Origin of the sequence: Methylobacterium planeticum, assembly GCF_008806345.1 — a bacterium.
GTDB lineage: Bacteria > Pseudomonadota > Alphaproteobacteria > Rhizobiales > Beijerinckiaceae > Methylobacterium > Methylobacterium planeticum.
Genome location: NZ_VZZJ01000003.1, coordinates 91424 through 112396 on the forward strand (window position 1 = coordinate 91424; position 20973 = coordinate 112396).

The window sequence follows — 20973 nt, forward strand, 5'->3', positions numbered from 1 at the left end:
GGCGCCTCAGCACTCCTGGGCGAGGCGCAGCAGGTTCTGCCCGTAGGCGGTCTTGGCGAAGAGCTCGCCCCGGGCGACGAGCTGCGCGCGGTCGATGAAGCCCTGCAGGAAGGCGATCTCCTCCAGGCAGGCCACCTGCAGCCCCTGCCGGTTCTGGATCGTGCGCACGAACTCGGAGGCTTCCAGCAGGCTGTCATGGGTGCCGGTGTCGAGCCAGGCATAGCCCCGGCCCATGCGCTCGACGGCGAGCTGCCCGCGCTGCAGGTAGGCCTCGTTCACGCTCGTGATCTCGAGCTCGCCCCGCGCCGACGGCCGCACCCCGGCGGCGATGTCGAGGACCTGGTTGTCGTAGAAGTACAGCCCCGTCACCGCCCAGGTCGAATCGGGCGCCCGCGGCTTCTCCACGATCCTGGTCGGCCGTCCCTCGGGGGTGAGACTGACCACGCCGTAGGCCTGCGGGTTCTCGACGTGGTAGGCGAAGATCGTGGCGCCCGCCCCGCGCCCGGCGGCGCGCGCCAGCAGCTCCGACATGCCGGCGCCGAAGAACAGGTTGTCGCCGAGGATCAGGGCGACCGGATCCGCACCGACGAAGTCGCGCCCGATCACGAAGGCCTGAGCCAGCCCCTCGGGGCGCGGCTGAACCGCGTAGGAGAAGCTCAGACCGAACTGCTCGCCGGTGCCGAACAGACGCTTGTAATTGTCGAGGTGCTCAGGGCTGGAGATGATCAGGATCTCCCGGATGCCCGCCAGCATCAGCACCGAGACCGGATAATAGATCATCGGCTTGTCGTAGACCGGCAGCAGCTGCTTGTTGATCGACAGCGTCGCCGGGTGCAGGCGCGTGCCGGAGCCGCCGGCCAGTACGATGCCCTTCATGTCTCAGCGCTCCTGGCTGGCGACCGGCCCGACGAGCCGATCGAGGATGTCGTCGAGCGCCTCGGCCCAGGGCCGCGGCGCGATCCCGAAGGCCCGGGTCAGGCTCGTCGTCGAGAGTTCGGAATTGTGCGGCCGCCGGGCCGGCGTCGGATAGGCGCTCGTCGGGATGGCGTCCACCGGCACCGCGCGCCCGCCGCGCCGCGCCGCCCCCGCGAGGATCGCCCGGGCGAAGCCGCACCACGTGGTCACGCCCGCATTGACGCAATGGAACGTGCCCGTCGGCGCCTGCGGGTCGGCGGCGAGGCGGGTCGCGATCACCACGAGGGCCGCCGCGAGGTCGGCGGCGGAGGTCGGGCAGCCCTGCTGGTCGTCGACGACGCCGAGCCGATCCCGCTCGGACCCGAGGCGCAGCATCGTCTTGACGAAGTTGCCCCGGTGCGGGCTCACCACCCAGGCGGTGCGCAGGATGGCGTGGTGCGGGTTGGCACTGCGCACCGCCCACTCGCCGGCCGCCTTGCTGGCGCCGTAGACGCTCTGCGGATTGACGGGGGCGTCGGGGGCGTAGGGCCCGGTGCCCGTCCCGTCGAAGACGTAGTCGGTCGAGACCTGCACGAGGGGGACGGCGCGCCGGCGCGTCTCGGCGGCGAGATAGGCCGGCGCCAGGGCATTGAGCCGCCAGGCCTCTCCGACCTCCGTCTCGGCCTTGTCGACGGCCGTGTAGGCGGCGGCGTTGATCACGACCGCGTAGCTGCGCGCCCCGAGCGCACGCGCGAGCGCCGTCTCGTCGGCGATGTCGAGACTGCCCCGGTCCGGCGCGTGCAGGCGCACACCCTCGGGCCAGGGGGCCTGCCGCAGTTCCGTGCCGACCTGGCCGGCGCCGCCGAGGATCAGGATATCCATGCGCTCAGCGACCCGCGGCCGGGCTCGCGCCGAGGCCGAGCCGCTCGCCCTTGTAGCGGCCCTCGCGGATCGGGCGCCACCAGGCCTCGTTGTCGAGATACCACCGCACCGTCTCGGTGAGGGCTGCCTCGAAGCGCTTCGACGGGGACCAGCCGAGCTCTGCCTCCGCCTTGCCCGGGTCGATGGCGTAGCGCCGGTCGTGGCCCGGCCGGTCGGCCACGAAGGTGATCAGGCGCTCGTGCGGGCCCCGGTCCGGCCGCACGGCGTCGAAGGCCGCGCACAGGGCTCTCACCACGTCGAGGTTCGAGCGCACCGCCCGCCCGCCGAGCAGGTAGGTCTCGCCGATCCGGCCCCGCTCCAGCACCGCCACCAGCCCGCCTGCGTGGTCCTCGACGTGGATCCAGTCCCGCTCGTTCAGCCCGTCTCCGTAGACCGGCAGCGGCTTGCCCTCCAGCGCGTTGAGGATCATCAGCGGGATCAGCTTCTCGGGGAAGTGGCGCGGCCCGTAATTGTTCGAGCAGTTCGTCACCAGAACCGGCAGGCCGTAGGTCTCGTGCCAGGCGCGCGCCAGGTGGTCGGACGCTGCCTTCGAGGCCGAGTAGGGCGAGCGCGGGTCGTAGCGGCTCGCCTCGGTGAAGAACCCGCCGGGGGGCAGGGAACCGTAGACCTCGTCGGTCGAGACGTGGAGGAAGCGGAAGGCGGCGCGCTCGGACCCGCTCAGGCCTTCGAAATGGCCGCGGGCGGCATCGAGCATCACCTGCGTGCCGATCACGTTGGTGCGGATGAAGGCGCCCGGCTCGCTGATCGAGCGGTCGACATGGCTCTCGGCGGCCAGGTGCATCACGGCCTGCGGCGCGAACGCGGCGAACGCGGCCCGCACGGCGGCGGTATCGCAGATGTCGGCCTCGACGAGGCGGTGGCGCGGATCGTCGGCGAGCGCCGCCAGGGAGACGGGATTGGCCGCGTAGGTGAGCGCATCGAGCGTCATCACCTCGTGGCCGAGTTCCGCGACGAGGTGCAGGACGAGGGCCGAGCCGATGAAGCCGCAGCCCCCGGTCACCAGAATGCGCATGGGCGTCTCCTCTCACGGGCGCCGGGCCGGGGCCGACGCCGAACATCTCGGCTCAGAACGTCTCGGGCAGGGCGGCGAGCGTCGGGGCGAGCTTGTCCTTGCCCGACAGGATGGCGGTCTCGGCCGTGACCGGCCAGGCGATGGCCAGCGCCGGGTCGTTCCACAGGAGTGCCCGGTCGTGGGCGGGGCTGTAATAGGCATCGACCTTGTAGGCCACCATGGTGTCGGCCTCGAGGGTGCAGAAGCCGTGGGCGAAGCCGGCCGGCACGAAGAGCTGGTCGCCCCCGGCCGCGTCGAGGCGCACCGCCACGTGGCGGCCGTAGGTGGGGGAGGCTCGGCGCAGGTCGACGGCGACGTCCAGGATGGCACCGGCGAGCACGCGCACGAGCTTGGCCTGGGCCGCGGGGGGCAACTGGAAATGCAGGCCCCGCACGGTGCCGACGGGAGCGGAGAAGGACTGGTTGTCCTGCACGAAGGCAGTGTCGATCCCGGCCTGGCCGAGCCGGTCGGCCCGGTAGGTCTCGGAGAACCAGCCGCGATCGTCTCCGAAACGCGCCGGTCGAACCACCTTCACCGCCGGGATGTCCGTCTCGACCACCTGCATCACGCGTCCTCGTCCCGCGGGACGCCCGAGCCCCGCGCGGGCCGGAATCGTCGGATCACGGCCGCCCTGTCAAGGAAAGCGTCGGCATCCCGTTGCACGGACCGGCGACGTGCCCCTCGCCTCTTCCCGCGAGGGCTCACGCGCGCTCGCCCGCAGCGCCGGCTCCGCCCCGGGCCAGGGCGAGGGCCTGGACGACGGCGGGACCGACGTAATCGGCGATGCCGATGCCCTCTTCCGTGTCGGGAAAGCCCGCGATGAAGGTCGGCTCGCGCTCGGTGCGGCTGACCACGACGACGTGGGTGAGGCCGAGGCTGACATCGCTGCGCACGACCCGCATGACCCGGAACGGACCAACCTGCCCGTACAGCTGGACCTCCAGGTAGATCTCACCCGCTGCCTGCGCGGAGGGGCCAGCCGTCGCGGCGCCCTGGACAGGAGCGCCGGGGAGCCCCTCCGCGGCGACCGCGTCGAGGTATTGGCGAGCCGCGGCCCGCTCGCCCTCATGGTCCGTGCTGTCGTGCAGGGCGCGGACCTTGGCGAAACGCTCGAGATTGACGAGCCGCGACATGACGGATCTCCGAGGGCTGGCGGCGTGGAGGATTCCACAAGGGATGGCCATAAGCGCCGTCCCGATGCAATCCCTGCTTTCGCGCCCTGTGTTCGCGCGAGCGCGCAGCGGACGGGCACGCGAACTTTGACGTCCGGGTTGTGGGGCTATATCGCGTCCTGAGCCGCGCGAGCGCGATTTCCTCAGACTGGACAGCAGAGCGTTTCATGAAGAAGGCCTTGATCACCGGTATCACCGGTCAGGACGGAGCCTATCTGGCTCAGCTCCTCCATCGGAACGGATACGAGGTCCATGGGCTGGTTCGGCGTTCCAGCACGACGGACGTGAACGACCTGCGCCTGCGCTGGCTCGGCATCGTGGACGACGTCAAGCTCGTCGACGGCGATCTCTCGGACCTGTCGAGCCTGATGCGGGTCGTGCGCTCCGTTCAACCCGATGAAGTCTACAACCTGGCGGCGCAATCCTTCGTCAAGACCTCCTGGCAGCAGCCGCTTCTGACCGGGGCGGTCACCGGCCTCGGCTGCGCCAACGTGCTCGAAGCCGTCCGGATCGAGAAGCCGGACGCCCGCTTCTACCAGGCCTCGTCCTCCGAGATGTACGGCCTGATCCAGGAGCCGATGCAGAGCGAGACGACCCCGTTCTACCCGCGCTCGCCCTACGCCGCGGCCAAGCTCTACGGCCACTGGATGACGGTGAATTACCGGGAGAGCTTCGGCCTGCACGCGTCGAGCGGCATCCTTTTCAACCACGAGAGCCCGCTGCGCGGCATCGAGTTCGTGACCCGGAAGGTGACGGACGGGGTCGCCCGGATCAAGCTCGGCCTCGGCCACGAGTTGCGCCTCGGCAACATCGACGCCAAGCGCGACTGGGGCCATGCCCGGGACTACGTCAGGGCGATGTGGCTGATGCTGCAGCAGGACGTCGCCGACGACTACGTCGTGGCGACCGGCCGCACCGTGACGGTTCGCGACATGTGCCGCATCGCCTTCGACCATGTCGGGCTGTCGTTGGACAAGTATCTCGTGATCGACCCCGACCTGTTCCGCCCGGCCGAAGTCGACGTGCTGCTCGGCAATCCGGGCAAGGCGAAGGCCAAGCTGGGCTGGGAGCCCGAGACGACCCTCGAGGCGATGATCCAGGAAATGGTGGACGCCGACCTCAAGCGGCTCTCCGGCATTCGCTAGAGCGGCAGCACGTGGGGTCGCGATCGGAGACGCGGACATGACGGAGCGCATCTTCGTCACGGGTGCGGGCGGGTTCGTGGGGCGTCACCTTGTCCATGCGCTGGCCGCGTACGGGGCGGAGATCCGGATCGTCGCCGGCCGGCACGGCGCGTCGCCGGGCGCTTCGGGTCAGGACCCGGTCGCGGCCTGCGAGACCGTCGACCTCGACATCACGGATCCCGGGCAGGTGCGCGCCGCCATCCGGTCGGTGCGGCCGACCGCCGTGGTGCACCTCGCGGCGATCGCGGCGCTCCAGGAGGCACGCCTCGACCCGGAGCGGACATTCCGCATCAACCTGATCGGAACGATGACTCTCGCCGGGGCGGTGATGCGGGAGGCCCCCGAGGCGCGCTTTCTCTTCGTCGGCACCTCGGAGGTCTACGGCGGCACCTTCAAGGCGCGCACGAGCGCCCTCGACGAGGCCGCGCTCCTCGACCCGACGAACCCCTACGCCGCGTCGAAGGCCGCGGCCGACCTGCTCGTCGGCCAGATGGCCCGAGACGGCCTGAGGTCGGTGCGGCTCCGGCCGTTCAACCACACGGGCCCCGGGCAGACGACGGCCTTCGTGGTGCCGGCCTTCGCGGCGCAGGTCGCCCGCATCGAGGCCGGGCTCCAGCCCCCGACGCTTCAGGTCGGCAACCTCGACGCCCTGCGCGACTTCCTCGACGTGCGCGACGTCGTGGACGCCTATGTGCGGGCGATCTTTCTGCCCGATCTCGCGAGCGGCACGATCCTGAACATCGCCTCCGGGGTTCCGCGTCGGATCGGCGACGCGCTCGAAGGCCTGCGGGCGCTGGCGCGTCGCGAGATCCGGATCGAGCCCGATCCGGCGCGGATGCGGCCAAACGATACGCCGCTGGCGATCGGGGACGCGTCGCGCGCGCGCGCCGCCCTCGGCTGGGCACCCCGCATTGCCTGGGAGACGACGCTCGCCGACACCCTCGATTTCTGGCGGGAGACGGTGGCCCGCGAGGGATCGGGCTGATCGGCCCCTCGCCGGGCGGGCGCCCGGGCTTCGGCCCGGATTTGCCCGATCGGACTGCACGTCTCGAATGAAGCGACGTCCTGGAATCGTGACGGCTTCGCAGCCGTGGCGGCGCCGGGCAACGTTTACAGAGCCGGCCGCGATCGTTCAGAAGGGGGCACGTTGCTCCCACGTGAGCAGCCTTCCGGAAGTCAATGCGGCGGTGTGCGATGTCTCAGCCTGACCTGATCCTCCCGGTGATCCTGTGCGGCGGTTCCGGGACGCGGCTTTGGCCCGCCTCGCGCGAGAGCATGCCCAAGCAGTTCTCGCGGCTCGTCAGCGAGACCGAGTCGACCTTCCAGGCCACGGCGGCCCGCGTCGCCGACCCGGCGGTGTTCGGGCGCCTCAGCGTCCTCACGCAGGCCGAGGCCCGCTTCATCGTCGCCGAACAGCTGGCCGAGGCCGGGGTGCCGGCCGACATTCTGCTCGAACCCGAGCGGCGCGATTCGGCCGCCGCCGTCGCGGTGGCGGCCTGCCACGCCGCCCGCACCGACCCGAAAGCCGTCGTCCTGATCCTGGCCGCTGACCACGTCATCGGCGATACGCACGCCTTCGTGGCCGCCGCCAGCGCCGCGGCGGAGGGCGCGCGGGCCGGCCACATCATGACGCTGGGCATCACGCCGACCGGCCCGGCCACCGCCTACGGCTACATTCAGCCGGGGGAGGACCTGCCCGAGGCGCCCGGCGCCTACGCGGTCGCCCGCTTCGTCGAGAAGCCGGACCGCGCCGGTGCCGAGCGCCTGCTCGCGGAGGGGGCGGTCTGGAATTCCGGGTACTTCCTGTTCCGGGCCGACGTGATGCTGGCGGAACTCGAGGCGCATGCCCCCGCGATCCTGGCGGCCGCGCGGGCCGCCCTCGACAACGCGGTGCGCGACCTCGACTTCGTGCGCCTCGACGCGGCGGCCTTCGCGCAGGCGCCCAAGACCTCGATCGATTACGCGGTGATGGAGCGGACCCGGTTGGCCGGGGTGCTCCCCGTCTCGTTCGCGTGGTCCGATGTCGGCACCTGGGATGCGGTCTGGAGCGTGCTCGCGCAGGACGCCTCGGGCAACGCCGTGCGGGGCCGGGTCGAGCTGATCGACACCCGCGGCAGCCTCGTGCACAGCGAGGGCGAGCACGTGACCGCGGTGGTGGGGCTCGAGGATGTCGTGGTGGTCTCGACCCCCGACGCCGTGCTGGTGACGTCCAAGGCCCAAGCCGGCCAGGTCAAGGATCTGGTGGGCGTGCTGCGGGCCAAGGGCTACCCGGAAGCCGAGGCGCATCGGCGCATGTACCGCCCCTGGGGCTGGTACCAGCGCATCGACATCGGCGAGCGCTTCCAGGTGAAGCGGATCCAGGTCTCGCCGGGCGGGCGCTTGTCGCTGCAGAAGCATTATCACCGGGCCGAGCACTGGGTGGTGGTGCGCGGCACGGCCGAGGTGACGCTGAACGAGCGGGTGGTGCTGGTGCATGAGAACGAGGCGATCTACTTGCCGATCGGCTCGATGCACCGCCTGACCAACCCCGGCAAGATCCCCCTCGAACTCATCGAGGTGCAGGTCGGCTCCTATACGGGCGAGGACGACATCATCCGCGTCGAGGACGTCTACGGACGATAAGTGACGCAGCGGTCCAACTTCGCTCGCGCGGAAATCCGATTGATTCGGCACGGAGCTGATCACCGGAAGCGTTGGCTGCGGCGGCAGCAAGTCTTCGCTGCAATCGACGACGCATCCGATTTAGTTCGGAGGGACGCCGGCGATCCAGAAGCATTCTGCGGATCGCGGCTCCTCGTTAGATCTGGATACCGCGGTCCGAGCAGATCTGCCGGATCCGGACACCGATGAGGCGGGACAGGGTCTCTGGCCGATACCGTTCCGACACCAATTCGGATGCGTTGGTCGCGCGACGCGTCCGCTCCGCCGCATTCCTACGGACCGCCCTGAGGATTTTCACAGTGCTTGCGTGACGCGGCTCCGCCCAACGGTGCTCGGGACCGGCATAGGCATAGTCGCCCGCCTTTGGCCGAACCTCGTCATACTCGATCAACCAGGCGGTTTCCGGCGTGCAGAAATCCGCATTTCCCGAGTACCCGGTGCAGGCGACGGGCGTGCCGAGTTGCATCGCCTCCAGCATGCCGAGGCCGAAGCCCTCCGAGCGGTGTAATGAGACGTAGCAATCGGCCGCACTGACTAATTGCAGGATTGTCTCGTGACTCACCGTGCGATCGATCAGGCTGATGCGCGAATCGGACTGACAGGCGTCGAGCAGATATCGCCACTCGTGGGACGTTCCCGATTCGTTGATCACGGACGCATTGTGCGTTTTGATCACGAGCCTCACATCGCGTTCGTCAGGGAAAGCCTCGCGAAAAGCCCTAATTGCAGCCATCGGATTTTTCCGCTGTATATAAGATAGCGAGTCGTAGGTCAGGAAGAAGATAAATACCTCGTCGGTCGTACCCGCGAGTGCATTCATCTCGGAGCGAGCGCTCGCGACGTCGATCGAGGCGAGATCTTGAGCGGCCAGGCGCATATTCAAGACCGGCTTCTTTGTCGCTTGCGCGTAGCAGCGGCGATTGTACTCGGAAGCCACCCAAATCTCGTCGACAAGCTCGAGAGCCAGCCGATGGCATGTCGGGATCTTGTCGAGCTCCCAGAAAAAAAATCCGACATTGTACGAGCCGGTAAACACGTCCGGTGAGTACGCAAAGACAAGCGGCAAAAGATCGGCGTTGATGTGAATGACGTTGACCGCGGCCCCAGCGGATAAAATCTGATCGTAATCACTATCATCGGCACCGGGTTGCGGGTTATCGATCGAAAAATTGACCGAACGGGCCGGAATGCCCGTATGCCTGATCAATTCACGCGTCGACCGCCCTGCGGTGGCCAAGCCCGACGTCTTCTCGAACGGTGCAATGACCTGAACGAACGCTCGCGAATCTGCGGCTGCCCGTGGTCGCAGGCGCGCCGCATCGATCCGATCGCCATCCGGCGTCAGCGTCCTGTAGCACGCACGTGCGATGTCGAAGCCCTGCCTGTCGATCAGCGCTTGATAGGTTTTGAGGGTAAGCCTGTTCCGGCTCTCGCATCTGTCAGCAATATATGTGGAAACAAGCTCGAAGTTAGGGCTGCGATCAAGGAGAAAGTAATCGATTACTTCTCTCGGAAGAAATCTCAGGATCCCGGGATTATGGGCTGCCTCGAGGAGCACCACGAAGTAGCAGCAGATCCGGATCTGCGAATCGTCCATATTCGAGACCCAGGACAAGTTGGGATCGTGGGCGAAGGCCTCTTCCATGAAGGTGGAGAGCGGCAGGAAGCTTCGCTGCGACGGTCCTGGTATCGCCCTCAGGAACGTCTCCATGCGGTGAGAGACAAGGCAATCCTCTACATGGAGCGCGTTTGCCTTCTGACTGGCCCACCAATAGGCGACGCGGCGATATCCGGGATCCGTCGCGAGGGCGAGGGACGTGCGGATTTCGACATCGTCGAGTGCATACCACAAGGCAACGCGCGACAGAGCGTACTTGCTGCCACCGAGGGGGATCGGTTCATTCAAGTACGAGATTTCCCGCGCAGTGAACGGCGCCCGATGCGGGTACCGGGTACTGCCGTACTCATCGATGTACCACCGGTAGAAGTGGTCCTGATCATCATCTCCCGGGAAGCGCTCCTTGAGGTTGAGGCGGTCCCTCAACTGCTCGGCATAGGGCGAGAGCAGCGGCCTTCGAGAGAATTCGCCAAAATTGAACGCGCGCTCCTCGTGTCCAACGGCTCTGAGTAGGGGCATGTAAGCCGGATGCGCCGCCGCAGATTTGGCCGGAGGTTTGACCTCTGCGCCGTTCGCAGGCGATATCACGCCAAGGCTTGCGAGAACTCTCTCCTGCATGCCTTGAATGATCGCGTAGGGAATTTCCTGCGACGCGTCTGGCTGAAAGACTTGCGAGATCGAGAGTTTTCCGAGGAACTTGGCTGGGTTGCCGACGACATAGACCTCCAGCACCTGTCCCGGCAGCTTTTCCTTGGCAATGATGTCCGGCTCCAAGCGCATCGCGAAGGCGTGGCGCCCGGATCCGATCTTAGCGGCCTTTAAATCCTCACGAAACCGGTCAGCGCGCTCACGCGCCACCACGACGCCGCCGAGCCGTGCCTCGACTGGTACGGCGGCATCCGGATTCTTGGGATCGTAGGCCCACCCGGTGAGGACACCACCGCGATAGGCGTCGACACTGCCCCGAAGGTTCGGAGGCACTGTGATCGGAGGAGCGGACGGGGAGAGACGCAGAAGGCTCGCGAGAGCCCGAAGTGAAACGCGATTGATCGCCATATCGGACAGTCTCTGTCAGGCTAGCTTGGGGAGGGCAAGCGCTTGCGCTCTCGGGCCCCCGCTGTGCCCTGTGCATCGGTACAGGAGGGGTAGGCGCCTGCGGCCAACGCGTTGCGATGCCGCCTCGATTTTGCCGAGATGCCTGACTACCCGCCGGTCATGCTGGAGCCATTGGCGGACCACAATCCGGCTTGATTGGGGGAAACGGTGGTGGTCAGCAGGCAGGTGAGTCCCCGCGGCGACACCCACCGCTAAGTTGCCCCCGAACCCGATGAGAATCCGTTTCCGCCCATTGGCAGGTATGGTCAGGCACCGAACATTCTGTTAGGGGATTTGGCTGCCGATGGGATGACTAAAAGCCAGCGTGGCGCCTGAGTCGGGCCTCCGAAGAATTGACTTTTCCCGTCTCCTGCCAAGGGAAAATCCCCGGTTCCCAAGCTTGTCAGTTTATCCGTTCACAAAACCTTAATCTGTAAACCCTTCTGATTCCTTCAACATCGCGTTGAACGCCATAGGTCCACAGAATGAGCACGAGGGGCATGGGCGCAGGACCGTCTATCTTGAAGGATGGCATCAAGGCGACGCGGCCTGTCTTCGTCACGGCTATCGTATTCAGCTTTTTCATCAATCTGCTGATGTTCGTGAGCCCGCTGTATATGCTGCAGGTTTACGATCGCGTTCTCGGCAGCCGTAACGAGACGACACTCGTCGGCATCACGGTGATCGCGGCTTTCGCGCTGGTGGTCTACGCGTTGCTGGAGATGCTCCGCTCCCGCCTGCTGGTGCGCGGCGGCATCCTGTTCGACGAGAAGATCGCCGGCCCGATCTTCGGCGCGGTCCACCGCGGCAACCTGCGCAATCCCGAGGGCGGTCACGCGGTCGCGCTGCGCGACGTCGATGCGGTGCGCGAGTTCCTGACCGGCAGCGGCCTGCTGGCGTTCTGCGACGCCCCCTGGACGCCGATCTTCCTGCTCGCCTGCTTCATCCTGCATCCCTGGTTCGGCTGGATGGCGATCATCGGCGGCCTGATGATCTTCGCGCTGACGATCATCAACGAAGTCGTGACGAAGCGTGAGCTCGCCGCGGCGAGCCAGGCCTCGAACGCGGCCGGCCAATACGCGCAGGCGACGTTCCGGAACGGCGAGGTTCTGCAGGCGATGGGCATGCTCGGTGCCCTGCGGACGCTCTGGGGCCGCCGCCATGCCGAGGTCCTGACCCTGCAGGCGCTGGCCAGCGACCGGGCCGGCCTCATCGTCGCCTCGACGAAGTTCGTACGCATGTTCCTGCAGACGCTGATCCTCGGCGTCGGCGCCTACCTGGCGATCCATCGGGAGATCTCGCCGGGCTCGATGATCGCTGCCTCCATCATCATCGGTCGCGCCCTGGCGCCGGTCGAACTCTTGGTGGCGAACTGGAAGGGCTTCACGGCGGTGCGCGCCAGCTACGGCCGCCTCGTGCGCCTCATCGAGATCGCGGGCCCCGAGCCCGAGCGCATGAACCTGCCGCGGCCGAAGGGCCAGATCGACGCCGAGAACCTCGTCGTCGCGGCACCGGGCAAGCAGCAGGCGATCCTGCGCGGCGTGAGCTTCCGCCTCGCGCCGGGCACCATCGTGGGGGTGGTCGGCCCCAGCGCCGCCGGCAAGTCGAGCCTGGCGCGCGCCGTGACGGGGGTCTGGCCGATCGTCGGCGGATCGCTGCGCATCGATGGATCCGATCTCTCGCACTGGGATCCGCAGGTGCTCGGCCGCCACATCGGCTACCTGCCCCAGGATGTCGAGCTGTTCGCCGGAACGGTCGCGCAGAACATCGCCCGCTTCGAGGAGATTGACGAGGAGGCCGTGATCGCAGTCGCCCAGAAGGCGGGCTGCCACGAGCTGATCCAGTCGCTTCCGGAGGGCTACAACACCCAGATCGGCAATGGCGGCCAGGCGCTTTCGGGCGGCCAGCGCCAGCGGATCGCCCTGGCCCGCGCCATGTACGGCAACCCGAGCTTCATCGTCCTCGACGAGCCGAATGCCAGCCTCGACGCCGCCGGCGAGGAAGCCCTGATGCAGGCCGTCCAGGAGTTGAAGCGCCTGGGCACGACGATCATGATCGTGACCCACAAGGTCAACATCCTGACGGCGGTCGACACCGTCCTGGTGATGAACAGCGGCACCGTGCAGGCCTATGGCCCCCGCGAGGAGATCCTCGGCCGCGTCGCCGGTCCGCGGGTCGTGCCGAATCCGGCGGCGGCGGTGGGCGGGGCTGCGGCGCCGCGCCTCGGCATGGAAGCGCAACGGGCGGCAGGTTGAAGGCCATGAAGATCAAGCTTCCGGCGAAGATTTCTCTCCCCACCGCCGCGACCCTGAAGACCGCGATCGACCGAATCGGGGTTCCGAGCGGCGAGGCCGCCACGAACTCCCCCGCCGTCACGGAGGCCCTGCGCCATCCGCGCGGCCTGACGACCTGGAAGCACCACGCCATCGCGGGCTACGCGCTCATCTTCTCGACCTTCGGGGTGATGGGCGCCTGGGCCGCGGTGGCGCGGCTCGACCGGGCCGTGGTGAGCCCCGGCACCATCACGGTGGAGAACAGCCGCAAGGTCGTTCAGCACTACGAGGGCGGCATGGTCCGCGAGATCCTCGTGAAGGAAGGCCAGACCGTCGAGCAGGGGGCGGTGCTGATGCGCCTCGACCCGGTCCAGTCGCGCGCGAGCGTCGACCTGTTCCGCGGCCAGCTCGATGCGACCCTCGTCCTCGAGGCCCGCCTGTCGGCCGAGCGCGACGGTGCGTCCGCGCCCGAGCTCCCGCAGGAGATCGTCGCCCGCCGCACCGAACCCCTGCTGGCGCGGGTGATCAGCGATCAGACGAATCAGTTCAAGGAGCGGCAGGCTTCGCTCAAGGGCCAGATCGAGCTGCTCGAGGCCCGCATCACCCAGCTCAAGACCGAGATCCGGGGGCTTGCCGTCGAGAAGACCTCCGTCGAGGAGCAGGTCGGCTTCATCAACCAGGAGCTGACCGGTCTGCGCGCCCTGCGCGAGAAGAACCTCATCCCGCTCTCGCGCCTCCTCGTGATGGAGCGCGAGCGCACCCGCCTCGAAGGCGTCATCGGCCGCTCGATCGCCGACACGGCGAAGGCCGAGAACGGCATCGGCGAGGCGGGCCTGCAGATCACGCAGATCAAGCAGAAGTTCCAGGAGGACGTGGCCGGCCAGCTCCTCGAGGCACGCCAGAAGGCGTCCGAGTTGCGCGAGAAGTTCTCGGTGGCCCAGGACGTCCTGAAGCGGCTCGAGGTGAAGTCGCCGCGCTCGGGCGTGGTCCAGGGCCTGAAGGTCTACACCGTGGGCCAGGTCGTTCGCTCCGGCGAACCCCTGATGGAGATCGTGCCGAACGACGACAAGCTCGTGGTGCATGTCCAGTTCTCGCCGAACGATCTCGAGACGGTCCATGCCGGCATGCCGGCCGAGATCAAGTTCCCGACCTTCCACTCGCGCCGCATCCCGGCGATCCTCGGTAATCTCGAATCGGTCTCGCGGGACCGGCTGATCGACGAGACGACGCGCCAGCCCTACTTCCTCGGCATCGTCGAGATCAGCAAGCTCGAGATCCCCGACCTGATGAAGGACCGCCTCGTCGCCGGCATGCCCGCCGAGGTCGTGATCACCACGGGTGAGCGCACCGCGCTGAGCTACATGGTCTCGCCCTTCTTCGAGGCGATGGGCCGGTCGTTCAACGAGCATTGAGGTAGCCTGAACGGGGCAGTTCGATCCTCCATTGAGCGGACCGACATCCCGCCACAACCCGGGCATGGTCATTTCGGAATAACGCTCTCGCTCGCCGACACCCCCATCCTCAGATTCGCCGCTTTCGGGCGGCAGGTCGGTGAACGGTGCGGGCAGGCTCGCCCCGTGACCGGGAGCGATGTCCGTCCGTGATCCGTTTCGAGAACGTGACCAAGATCTACCGGACGGACGGCCATCGCCGCACCATCCTGGAGCGGGTCTCGCTCACGCTGAAGCCCGGGGTCAGTTACGGGATCCTCGGCATCAACGGTGCCGGCAAGTCGACCACGATGCGCCTCATCGGCGGCACCGAGGAGCCGACGAGCGGGCGGATCAAGCGGGGCCTGCGGGTCTCGTGGCCGCTGGGCTTCGGCGGCGGGTTCCACCCGCAGATGACGGGGCGGGACAACGTCATCTTCGTGGCGCGCATCTATGGGGAGGATCCCCGCCGGGTGCTGGAATTCGTCGAGGATTTCGCGGAGCTCGGCAGCTATCTCGACGTGCCGATCCGGACCTATTCCTCGGGCATGGGCGCCCGGCTGGCCTTCGGCATGAGCATGGCGATCCCCTTCGACTGCTACCTCATCGACGAGGTGACGGCGGTGGGCGATGCGCGCTTCGCCAAGCGCTGCACGGAGGTCTTCGCGGCCCGGCGCGAGCATGCCGACGTCATCATGGTCTCGCACGACATGGAGACGATCCGCTCCTGGTGCAGCCAGGGGATCGTCCTGCTCAACGGGCGCGCCATCATCTACGAGGACGTCAACGACGCGATCGAGGTGTACCGACGCCTCAACGCGTGAGCGTGGACATGGTTTTGCCGCGCACGGGTGCGACAGGACGGGACAGGGGCCTGTCCGCCAGGCATCGGAATCACCAGAATCGATGACCGTCGAGATCCGCAACCCGCAGGGACAGCCACTCACCACCGCGGACCGGTCGGCCGCCGTCGCCGATTCGCTGCGGCAGATCGCGCGGCTCTCGCGGTTCGCGGACCGCAAGAAGGGCATTCGCTCCTATCCGAGCCACGTCAAGAGCGACCCCTGGGTTCCGCTCCTCTTCCTCCTCTGCTTCGTGCTGCCGACGCTGGTCGGCGCGGTCTATTACGGCCTCATCGCCTCCGACCGCTACGTCACCGAGGCCCGCTTCGCCCTGCGCCCGGCCATCGGCTCGGTCGAGAAGGCGTCCCCGGATTCGGTCGGTACCAACAGCGGCGTGCCCCACTCGATGGTCGCCCAGGACACCCTGATCACCTACAACTACATCCTCAGCCGGCCGATGGTCGAGGCAGTCTCGGCCGAGCTACCGCTCCGGGAGATGTTCACCCGCCCCGAGACCGATTTCCTGTCGCGCTTCAATCCCGACAAGCCGATCGAGAAGTTCCTCAAGTATTGGCGCAACCGCGTCGACGTCGAGATCGAGCAGGGTTCGGGGATCATGACCCTGACGGTGAACGCCTTCGATCCGGCCGAGTCGCTGGCGATCACGCAGGCCGTCCTGCGCGAGAGCGAGCGGATGGTGAACGCGCTCAGCACGGCGGCCCGCAACGACGCCCTGGCGGAGAGCAACCGGGAGCTGAAGCTCGCCGAGGAGCGCCTGACCGCGATCCGGGTCGCCACCCGCGACCTGCGCAACCGCGAGGGCGTGCTCGACGCCCAGAAGACCAACGACGCCAACCTCAAGGTGATCAGCGAGCTGCGCACCGCCCGCATCAACCTCTCGGTGCAGCTGACCCTGAGCCAGCGCGATCTCGGGCCGGAATCCCGCCGCATCCTCGACCTGAAGACGCAGATCAAGGATCTCGACGACAACATCGCGCGGATCGAGCGGCAATCGGCGAGCCAGGATCCGGAGCAGAAGCGCCTGCTCTCGGACGCGCTCACGCGGTTCGAGACCCTGGAGAACGAGCGCAAGGACGCCGAGAAGTACTACGCCAAGGTGCTGGCCGCGAGCGAGCGGGCGCGCATCATCGCGGCGCGCCAGATCGAGTTCTTCAGCCTCGTGGTCCAGCCGGTTCAGGCCCAGTCGGCGCAGCAGCCCCGCGCGCTGCTGATGATCAGCCTGATCGCGGCCGGCGCCGCCGTGCTCTTCGCCGGCGCCCTGTTCGCCCGCAAGCAGATGTCCTGAACGCGGGCGGCGCCGAGCCGCCCGCGGCCGGATTCAGCGCCCGGTCGGATCGAGGGTCTGCTTCGGCCCGCCGCTGACGCCCGGGCTCGCCTCGCGTGCCGGGCTCGTGCCCGGCACGCGGCCCTCGTCGGCCGGGAACAGGGTGTGGCCGCTCTCCGTATCGAGCCCCGTCGTGGTCGAGCCGGCGGCCCCGATGGCGGTCGAGCCGATCTCCTCGGTCGCCGGGCGGGCCGTGCCCCCGGTCCAGCCCTGTGAACGCCAGTTCTGGGCACGCTCGTCGAGGTCGATCGAGCCGTGCTGATCGAGGAGCGCGAGGACCCGCTCGGCCTGGGCGTCGTCGGCGCGGACCGTCACCAGGGTGCCCCCCCGGCGCACGCCCTCGGCGTAGGTCTCGGCCTCGTGCTCGCTCAGGCCGGCGCCCGTCAGGCCGCCGAGCAGGCCGCCGGTGACCGCGCCGACACCCGCCCCCGTCACCGTCGCCACGAGCCAGCCGGCCGCCACCACGGGGCCGACGCCGGGGATCGCCAGGAGACCGAGCCCGGCGAGGAGGCCGGCGCCGCCCCCGAGCACGGTCCCGAGGGTGGCCCCGGTGCCGGCGCCGTCGGCGGCGTCGCTCTCCTCGTTCGGATCCCGCCGGGAGACGGCCGGCTCGCCGCTCAGCCGCGCGGCATGGCGGTCGTCCTCGTTGCTGGCCACGATGCTGATGTCGCTGTGGGGAATGCCCTCGGCCTCGAGCTTGTCCACGGCACGGGCCGCGTCGTCGTACGCGTCGAACAGGGCGGTGATGGCTCGTGTCGCCATGATGCGTTCCTCCAATGGTGCGGGTGGGACTATTGCGCGGCGACGTTGCCCTTGTAGTCCATGCCGATACTGACCTCCTTGCCGGCATGGGTGGCCATGCCGCGCCAGATGCCCTGATCGTCCTTCTTGAGGTCCTTGACCTCGCCGAAGCCCATCTTGGCGAACCGGTCCTTGACCTGCCCCTCCGTGAAGCTGTTGGCGCCGGTCTCGAGCTTCGCGCCGACGGTGCCGTGGGGCATGCCGCCGGAATGCGGACCGGCCTTCGTCTCCGAATTCGGATCGGGAGCCGGACTGGCCTGGGCAGAGGCGGCCCCCGCCCCCGCGAGGGTCAGGACAGCGGCGAGTGCCAGAGTCGTGCGCATGGGAAAGGCCTCTGAGCGGTTGCGGATCGTGTCCCTTCAAGCAACCGGGTCGGATGCGGGTTCCAGCGTGAGCGGAGCCCGGCGGCCCTCGCGTTAACGCGACGCTAACCCTAAGCCCGGCAAATCTTGCCGGGTCTGCGTGTGCGTCGGCGGGATGCGAGCCTCATGAGCGAAACGGCGACGGTGCCGGCCACGACCTCCGGGCTCCCGCGCTTCGGCGGCTTCTCGCTGCCGACCCGCGGCAACCTCGAGGCGCTGACGCGGCGCACCGACCTGTTCTTCGCCACGGCGGTGATGGGCATCCTCACGGTGCTGATCTTCCCGCTGCCCGCGATCCTGCTCGACCTGCTGCTCGCGGTCTCGATCATCCTGTCCGTCCTGATCATGATGACGGGCCTGTTCATCGACAATCCGCTCGAGTTCACGGTCTTCCCGACACTCCTCCTGATCGCCACCATGCTGCGGCTGGCGCTGAACCTCGCCTCGACGCGGCTGATCCTCGGCCACGGGCACGAGGGAACGGCGGCGGCGGGCCACGTCATCGAGGCCTTCGGCAACTTCGTGATGGGGGGCAACTTCGTCATCGGGATCATCGTGTTCGCGATCCTGATCATCGTGAACTTCGTCGTCATCACGAAGGGCTCGGGGCGCATCGCCGAGGTCGCGGCCCGCTTCACCCTCGACGCGATGCCGGGCAAGCAGATGGCGATCGACGCCGACCTCTCGGCGGGCCTCATCGACGAGAAGGCCGCCAAGGCCCGGCGCGCGGCGCTGGAGGAGGAATCCTCCTTCTTCGGCGCCATGGACGGTGCCTCGAAATTCGTGCGCGGCGACGCCATCGCGGCGCTCCTGATCACCTTCATCAACGTCATCGGCGGCATCATCATCGGCGTCGCCCAGCAGGGCATGCCGTTCCTCGGCGCCGCCAAGAGCTACACGCTCCTCACCATCGGCGACGGCCTCGCCTCCCAGGTGCCGGCGCTGATCGTCTCGACGGCGGCCGGCATCCTGGTCTCGAAGGCCGGCGTGAAGGGCTCCGCCGACAAGGCGCTGGGCAAGCAGCTCGCCAACTATCCGAAGGCGCTCGGCATGTCGGCGGGCGTGATGGTGCTGATCGCGCTCCTGCCCGGCATGCCGATGCTGCCGTTCCTGGCCCTCGGGGGGGCCTCGGGCTACGCCGCGTGGCGCATCGCCAAGACCGCCCGGGAAGCCCCGCCGGTGGATGCGGACGGCGCGCCGATCGATGCCGCGGCGACGAGCGCGGCGAAGGAGGAGACGGTCACCGACCTCCTCAAGCTCGACGACCTCAAGCTCGAGATGGGCTACGCGCTCCTCGCCCTCGTCAACGGCGAGGCGGGCGACCGGCTCACCGACCAGATCAAGGCCCTGCGCCGCCAGCTCGCGGCCGAGCTGGGCTTCGTGATGCCCTCCGTGCGCATCCTCGACAACGTGCAGCTCGACGCCAACGCCTACGTGGTGCGGGTGAAGGAGATCGAGGCCGGCACCGGCCAGATCTTCCCGGGCCAATTCATGGCGATGGACCCGATGGGCGGCCAGGTGCAGCTCCCGGGCCAGCACATGCTGGAACCGACCTTCGGGCTCCCCGCGACCTGGATCGACGCGTCCCTGCGCGATCAGGCGCAGCTCAAGGGCTACACGGTGGTGGACGCCGCGACCGTGGTCTCGACGCACCTGACCGAGATCATCAAGGCCCACGTCTCGGAGCTCCTGAACCATGTCGAGGTCCAGAAGCTCCTGAAGGAGCTCTCGAAGGAGCACGCGGAACTCCTCAAGGAGGTGGCGCCGAGCCAGATCTCGACGACGGGCATCCAGCGCGTGCTGCAGTTCCTGCTGGCGGAGCGGGTCTCGATCCGCGACCTCGGCTCGATCGTCGAGGGCATCGCCGAGGTAGCGGGCTCGGTGAAGAACCCGCGCGACATCGTCGAGCACGTCCGCGCCCGCCTCGGCCGCCAGATCTGCGCCCAGTACCAGGGCCCGGACGGCATGCTGCCGATCATCACCCTTTCCCCGAGCTGGGAGCAGGCCTTCCTCGAATCGATCGTCGGCGAGCGCGAGGAGCGCTACCTCGCGATGCAGCCGTCGAAACTGTCGGAATTCGTCAACACCGTCCGCGACCGTTTCGAGACGGCCGCCCGCATGGGCGAGATGCCGGTGCTCGTCACCTCCGTTCAGGCCCGGCCCTTCGTCCGCTCGATCATCGAGCGCTTCCGCCGCGAGACGCCGGTGATGAGCCAGGCGGAGATCCACCCGCGGGCGCGGCTGCGGACCGTCGGATCGGTCTGACGGAGCGGACGCACCCGCGACGGGATCAGGCCGACGCCTCGGGCGCGCCCGGAAACGAGTCCGGGAAGCTGACGACGCCGCGCCGATACGGGAAACGCGCGCGTTGCAGGGGATCGGGCCCGGTGAAGATCAGGCGCGCCCGAAACGCCACGGGACTGACGCAGATCAGGTAGGGGCGCAGGTTCCTCTCGTCCGGAACGAACATGGCCGTCGTCAGGTAGCGGGCGTCGTCGCGGACCCAGACCGGGACCGCGAGCCCCCAGCGCCGGGCCAGATGTTCGCCGACGCCGCCCAGGAAGGCATCGGCGCGCGCGTGGCCCAGCAGCCCCGGCTCCTCCGCGATGAAGCCCGTCTGTCGCACCCGCTCCCCATCGGCCAGGTAGAACGCGTCGAGGAATTCGCGGAGGTGATGCTCCCAATCCGGATCGCGTCGGGAGCGCTCGACAACCTCGCGAAGGGAGCGCGGCCTCATGGCTTGGACACCTCCACGACAGCCGCGAACCGGCTTCGCGCCGTCTCAGGCGGCGCGTCGTCGTAGATGGATCGGTAGAGCCTATCCAGCTCGGCCACGTCGGTCAGACCGAGGTGGCTCGCGAGCATCCGCGCATCGTTGATGTCACGATCGCCGCGATCGAGGTTCTGAAGGGCCTGGAGCTTCATCGCCAGGAGGTAGTGCGGCTTCGCGACGAAGGTTCTCAGCCCTGGCTGCGCACCGGCAGGATAGCTGCCGGACAGCATGAAAAGCGTGTCCTGCTCATCGAGCGGCGTGAACATGCCTACGGCGTCGTTCAGCCACATGGGGTCGAGGTTCATCCGAGTGGCGACATGGGCTACGGATGGTCCCAGAACCGCCTCATCGTACCCCTCGCGCACCACCGCATCGACATCCTCGGTCGAACGGCGCCACGCGAATTGCAGCATGATGGCACCACCTCCGTAGACAGCCAGTTCGACGAAGGCACCGCGCGCCGCGAGGTCGGCGCCCAGAAGATCGAACGCCTGCTGAAGTCGTGCCGCGTCGAGGGATCGATCCATGCC

General features: G+C 68.1%; 18 protein-coding genes. 8 read left to right on the forward strand and 10 right to left on the reverse strand.

The window, feature by feature from the left end; all coding sequences use genetic code 11:
• Positions 1 to 6 precede the first annotated feature (6 nt).
• The 5 genes from rfbA to F6X51_RS04190 form a co-directional block, all read right to left on the reverse strand.
• Positions 7 to 876, reverse strand: a complete 870-nt coding sequence (rfbA, locus tag F6X51_RS04170; protein WP_150961965.1) for a glucose-1-phosphate thymidylyltransferase RfbA — start codon at positions 874 to 876, stop codon at positions 7 to 9.
• Between the two features lie 3 nt (positions 877 to 879).
• Positions 880 to 1776, reverse strand: a complete 897-nt coding sequence (gene rfbD, locus F6X51_RS04175; RefSeq protein ID WP_150961966.1) for a dTDP-4-dehydrorhamnose reductase — start codon at positions 1774 to 1776, stop codon at positions 880 to 882.
• 4 nt (positions 1777 to 1780) lie between these two features.
• Complete coding sequence (gene rfbB / locus F6X51_RS04180) at positions 1781 to 2848, reverse strand: dTDP-glucose 4,6-dehydratase (protein WP_150961967.1); 1068 nt, start codon at positions 2846 to 2848, stop codon at positions 1781 to 1783.
• A 52-nt stretch (positions 2849 to 2900) separates the two neighbouring features.
• Positions 2901 to 3452 (reverse strand): dTDP-4-dehydrorhamnose 3,5-epimerase, encoded by a 552-nt coding sequence (gene rfbC / locus F6X51_RS04185; protein WP_150962224.1) that lies wholly within the window; start codon positions 3450 to 3452, stop codon positions 2901 to 2903.
• Between the two features lie 136 nt (positions 3453 to 3588).
• Positions 3589 to 4020, reverse strand: coding sequence for a hypothetical protein (locus tag F6X51_RS04190; RefSeq protein WP_150961968.1), 432 nt, complete (start codon positions 4018 to 4020; stop codon positions 3589 to 3591).
• Positions 4021 to 4226: 206 nt separating this feature from the next.
• Here F6X51_RS04190 and gmd point away from each other — a divergent pair, with 206 nt between their 5' ends.
• The 3 genes from gmd to F6X51_RS04205 all read left to right on the forward strand — a co-directional run bounded on the left by gmd (position 4227) and on the right by F6X51_RS04205 (position 7865).
• Positions 4227 to 5204: a GDP-mannose 4,6-dehydratase gene (gene gmd / locus F6X51_RS04195; RefSeq protein WP_150961969.1), complete on the forward strand. Its 978-nt coding sequence runs from the start codon at positions 4227 to 4229 to the stop codon at positions 5202 to 5204.
• A gap of 37 nt (positions 5205 to 5241) precedes the next feature.
• Entirely contained in the window at positions 5242 to 6228 is a 987-nt protein-coding gene (locus F6X51_RS04200; protein WP_150961970.1) for a GDP-mannose 4,6-dehydratase, read from the forward strand.
• 209 nt (positions 6229 to 6437) lie between these two features.
• Complete coding sequence (locus F6X51_RS04205; RefSeq protein WP_150961971.1) at positions 6438 to 7865, forward strand: mannose-1-phosphate guanylyltransferase/mannose-6-phosphate isomerase; 1428 nt, start codon at positions 6438 to 6440, stop codon at positions 7863 to 7865.
• Positions 7866 to 8040: 175 nt separating this feature from the next.
• Here the strand turns inward: F6X51_RS04205 and F6X51_RS04210 are convergent, their stop codons facing one another.
• Entirely contained in the window at positions 8041 to 10578 is a 2538-nt protein-coding gene (locus F6X51_RS04210) for a glycosyltransferase (RefSeq protein WP_150961972.1), read from the reverse strand.
• Positions 10579 to 11117: 539 nt separating this feature from the next.
• Between F6X51_RS04210 and F6X51_RS04215 the strand changes: the two genes are divergently transcribed.
• The 4 genes from F6X51_RS04215 (at position 11118) to F6X51_RS04230 (ending at position 16468) form a co-directional block, all read left to right on the forward strand.
• Positions 11118 to 12872, forward strand: a complete 1755-nt coding sequence (locus tag F6X51_RS04215) for a type I secretion system permease/ATPase (protein ID WP_150961973.1) — start codon at positions 11118 to 11120, stop codon at positions 12870 to 12872.
• Between the two features lie 5 nt (positions 12873 to 12877).
• Positions 12878 to 14302, forward strand: coding sequence for an HlyD family type I secretion periplasmic adaptor subunit (locus F6X51_RS04220; protein ID WP_150961974.1), 1425 nt, complete (start codon positions 12878 to 12880; stop codon positions 14300 to 14302).
• Between the two features lie 188 nt (positions 14303 to 14490).
• Complete coding sequence (locus F6X51_RS04225; protein WP_150961975.1) at positions 14491 to 15144, forward strand: ABC transporter ATP-binding protein; 654 nt, start codon at positions 14491 to 14493, stop codon at positions 15142 to 15144.
• 82 nt (positions 15145 to 15226) lie between these two features.
• Positions 15227 to 16468 carry a capsule biosynthesis protein gene (locus F6X51_RS04230; RefSeq protein ID WP_150961976.1) on the forward strand — a complete coding sequence of 414 codons (1242 nt, stop codon included), beginning with the start codon at positions 15227 to 15229 and terminating at the stop codon, positions 16466 to 16468.
• Between the two features lie 33 nt (positions 16469 to 16501).
• Here F6X51_RS04230 and F6X51_RS04235 read toward each other — a convergent pair whose 3' ends face one another.
• Both F6X51_RS04235 and F6X51_RS04240 read right to left on the reverse strand, forming a co-directional pair.
• The gene (locus F6X51_RS04235) at positions 16502 to 17269 is read right to left on the reverse strand and encodes a general stress protein (protein WP_246696617.1); all 768 of its coding nucleotides are present in this window, start codon (positions 17267 to 17269) and stop codon (positions 16502 to 16504) included.
• A gap of 29 nt (positions 17270 to 17298) precedes the next feature.
• A complete protein-coding gene (locus F6X51_RS04240; RefSeq protein WP_150961977.1) occupies positions 17299 to 17631 on the reverse strand; it encodes a hypothetical protein in 333 nt (110 codons plus the stop codon).
• Between the two features lie 165 nt (positions 17632 to 17796).
• Between F6X51_RS04240 and flhA the strand changes: the two genes are divergently transcribed.
• Positions 17797 to 19935: a flagellar biosynthesis protein FlhA gene (gene flhA, locus F6X51_RS04245; protein ID WP_150961978.1), complete on the forward strand. Its 2139-nt coding sequence runs from the start codon at positions 17797 to 17799 to the stop codon at positions 19933 to 19935.
• 25 nt (positions 19936 to 19960) lie between these two features.
• On the opposite strand, the gene F6X51_RS04250 is transcribed toward flhA, so the two are convergent.
• Both F6X51_RS04250 and F6X51_RS04255 read right to left on the reverse strand, forming a co-directional pair.
• Positions 19961 to 20407: a hypothetical protein gene (locus F6X51_RS04250; RefSeq protein WP_150961979.1), complete on the reverse strand. Its 447-nt coding sequence runs from the start codon at positions 20405 to 20407 to the stop codon at positions 19961 to 19963.
• Positions 20404 to 20970 (reverse strand): hypothetical protein, encoded by a 567-nt coding sequence (locus tag F6X51_RS04255; protein ID WP_150961980.1) that lies wholly within the window; start codon positions 20968 to 20970, stop codon positions 20404 to 20406. Before F6X51_RS04255 ends, F6X51_RS04250 begins: the two co-directional genes overlap by 4 nt.
• Positions 20971 to 20973: the final 3 nt, after the last annotated feature.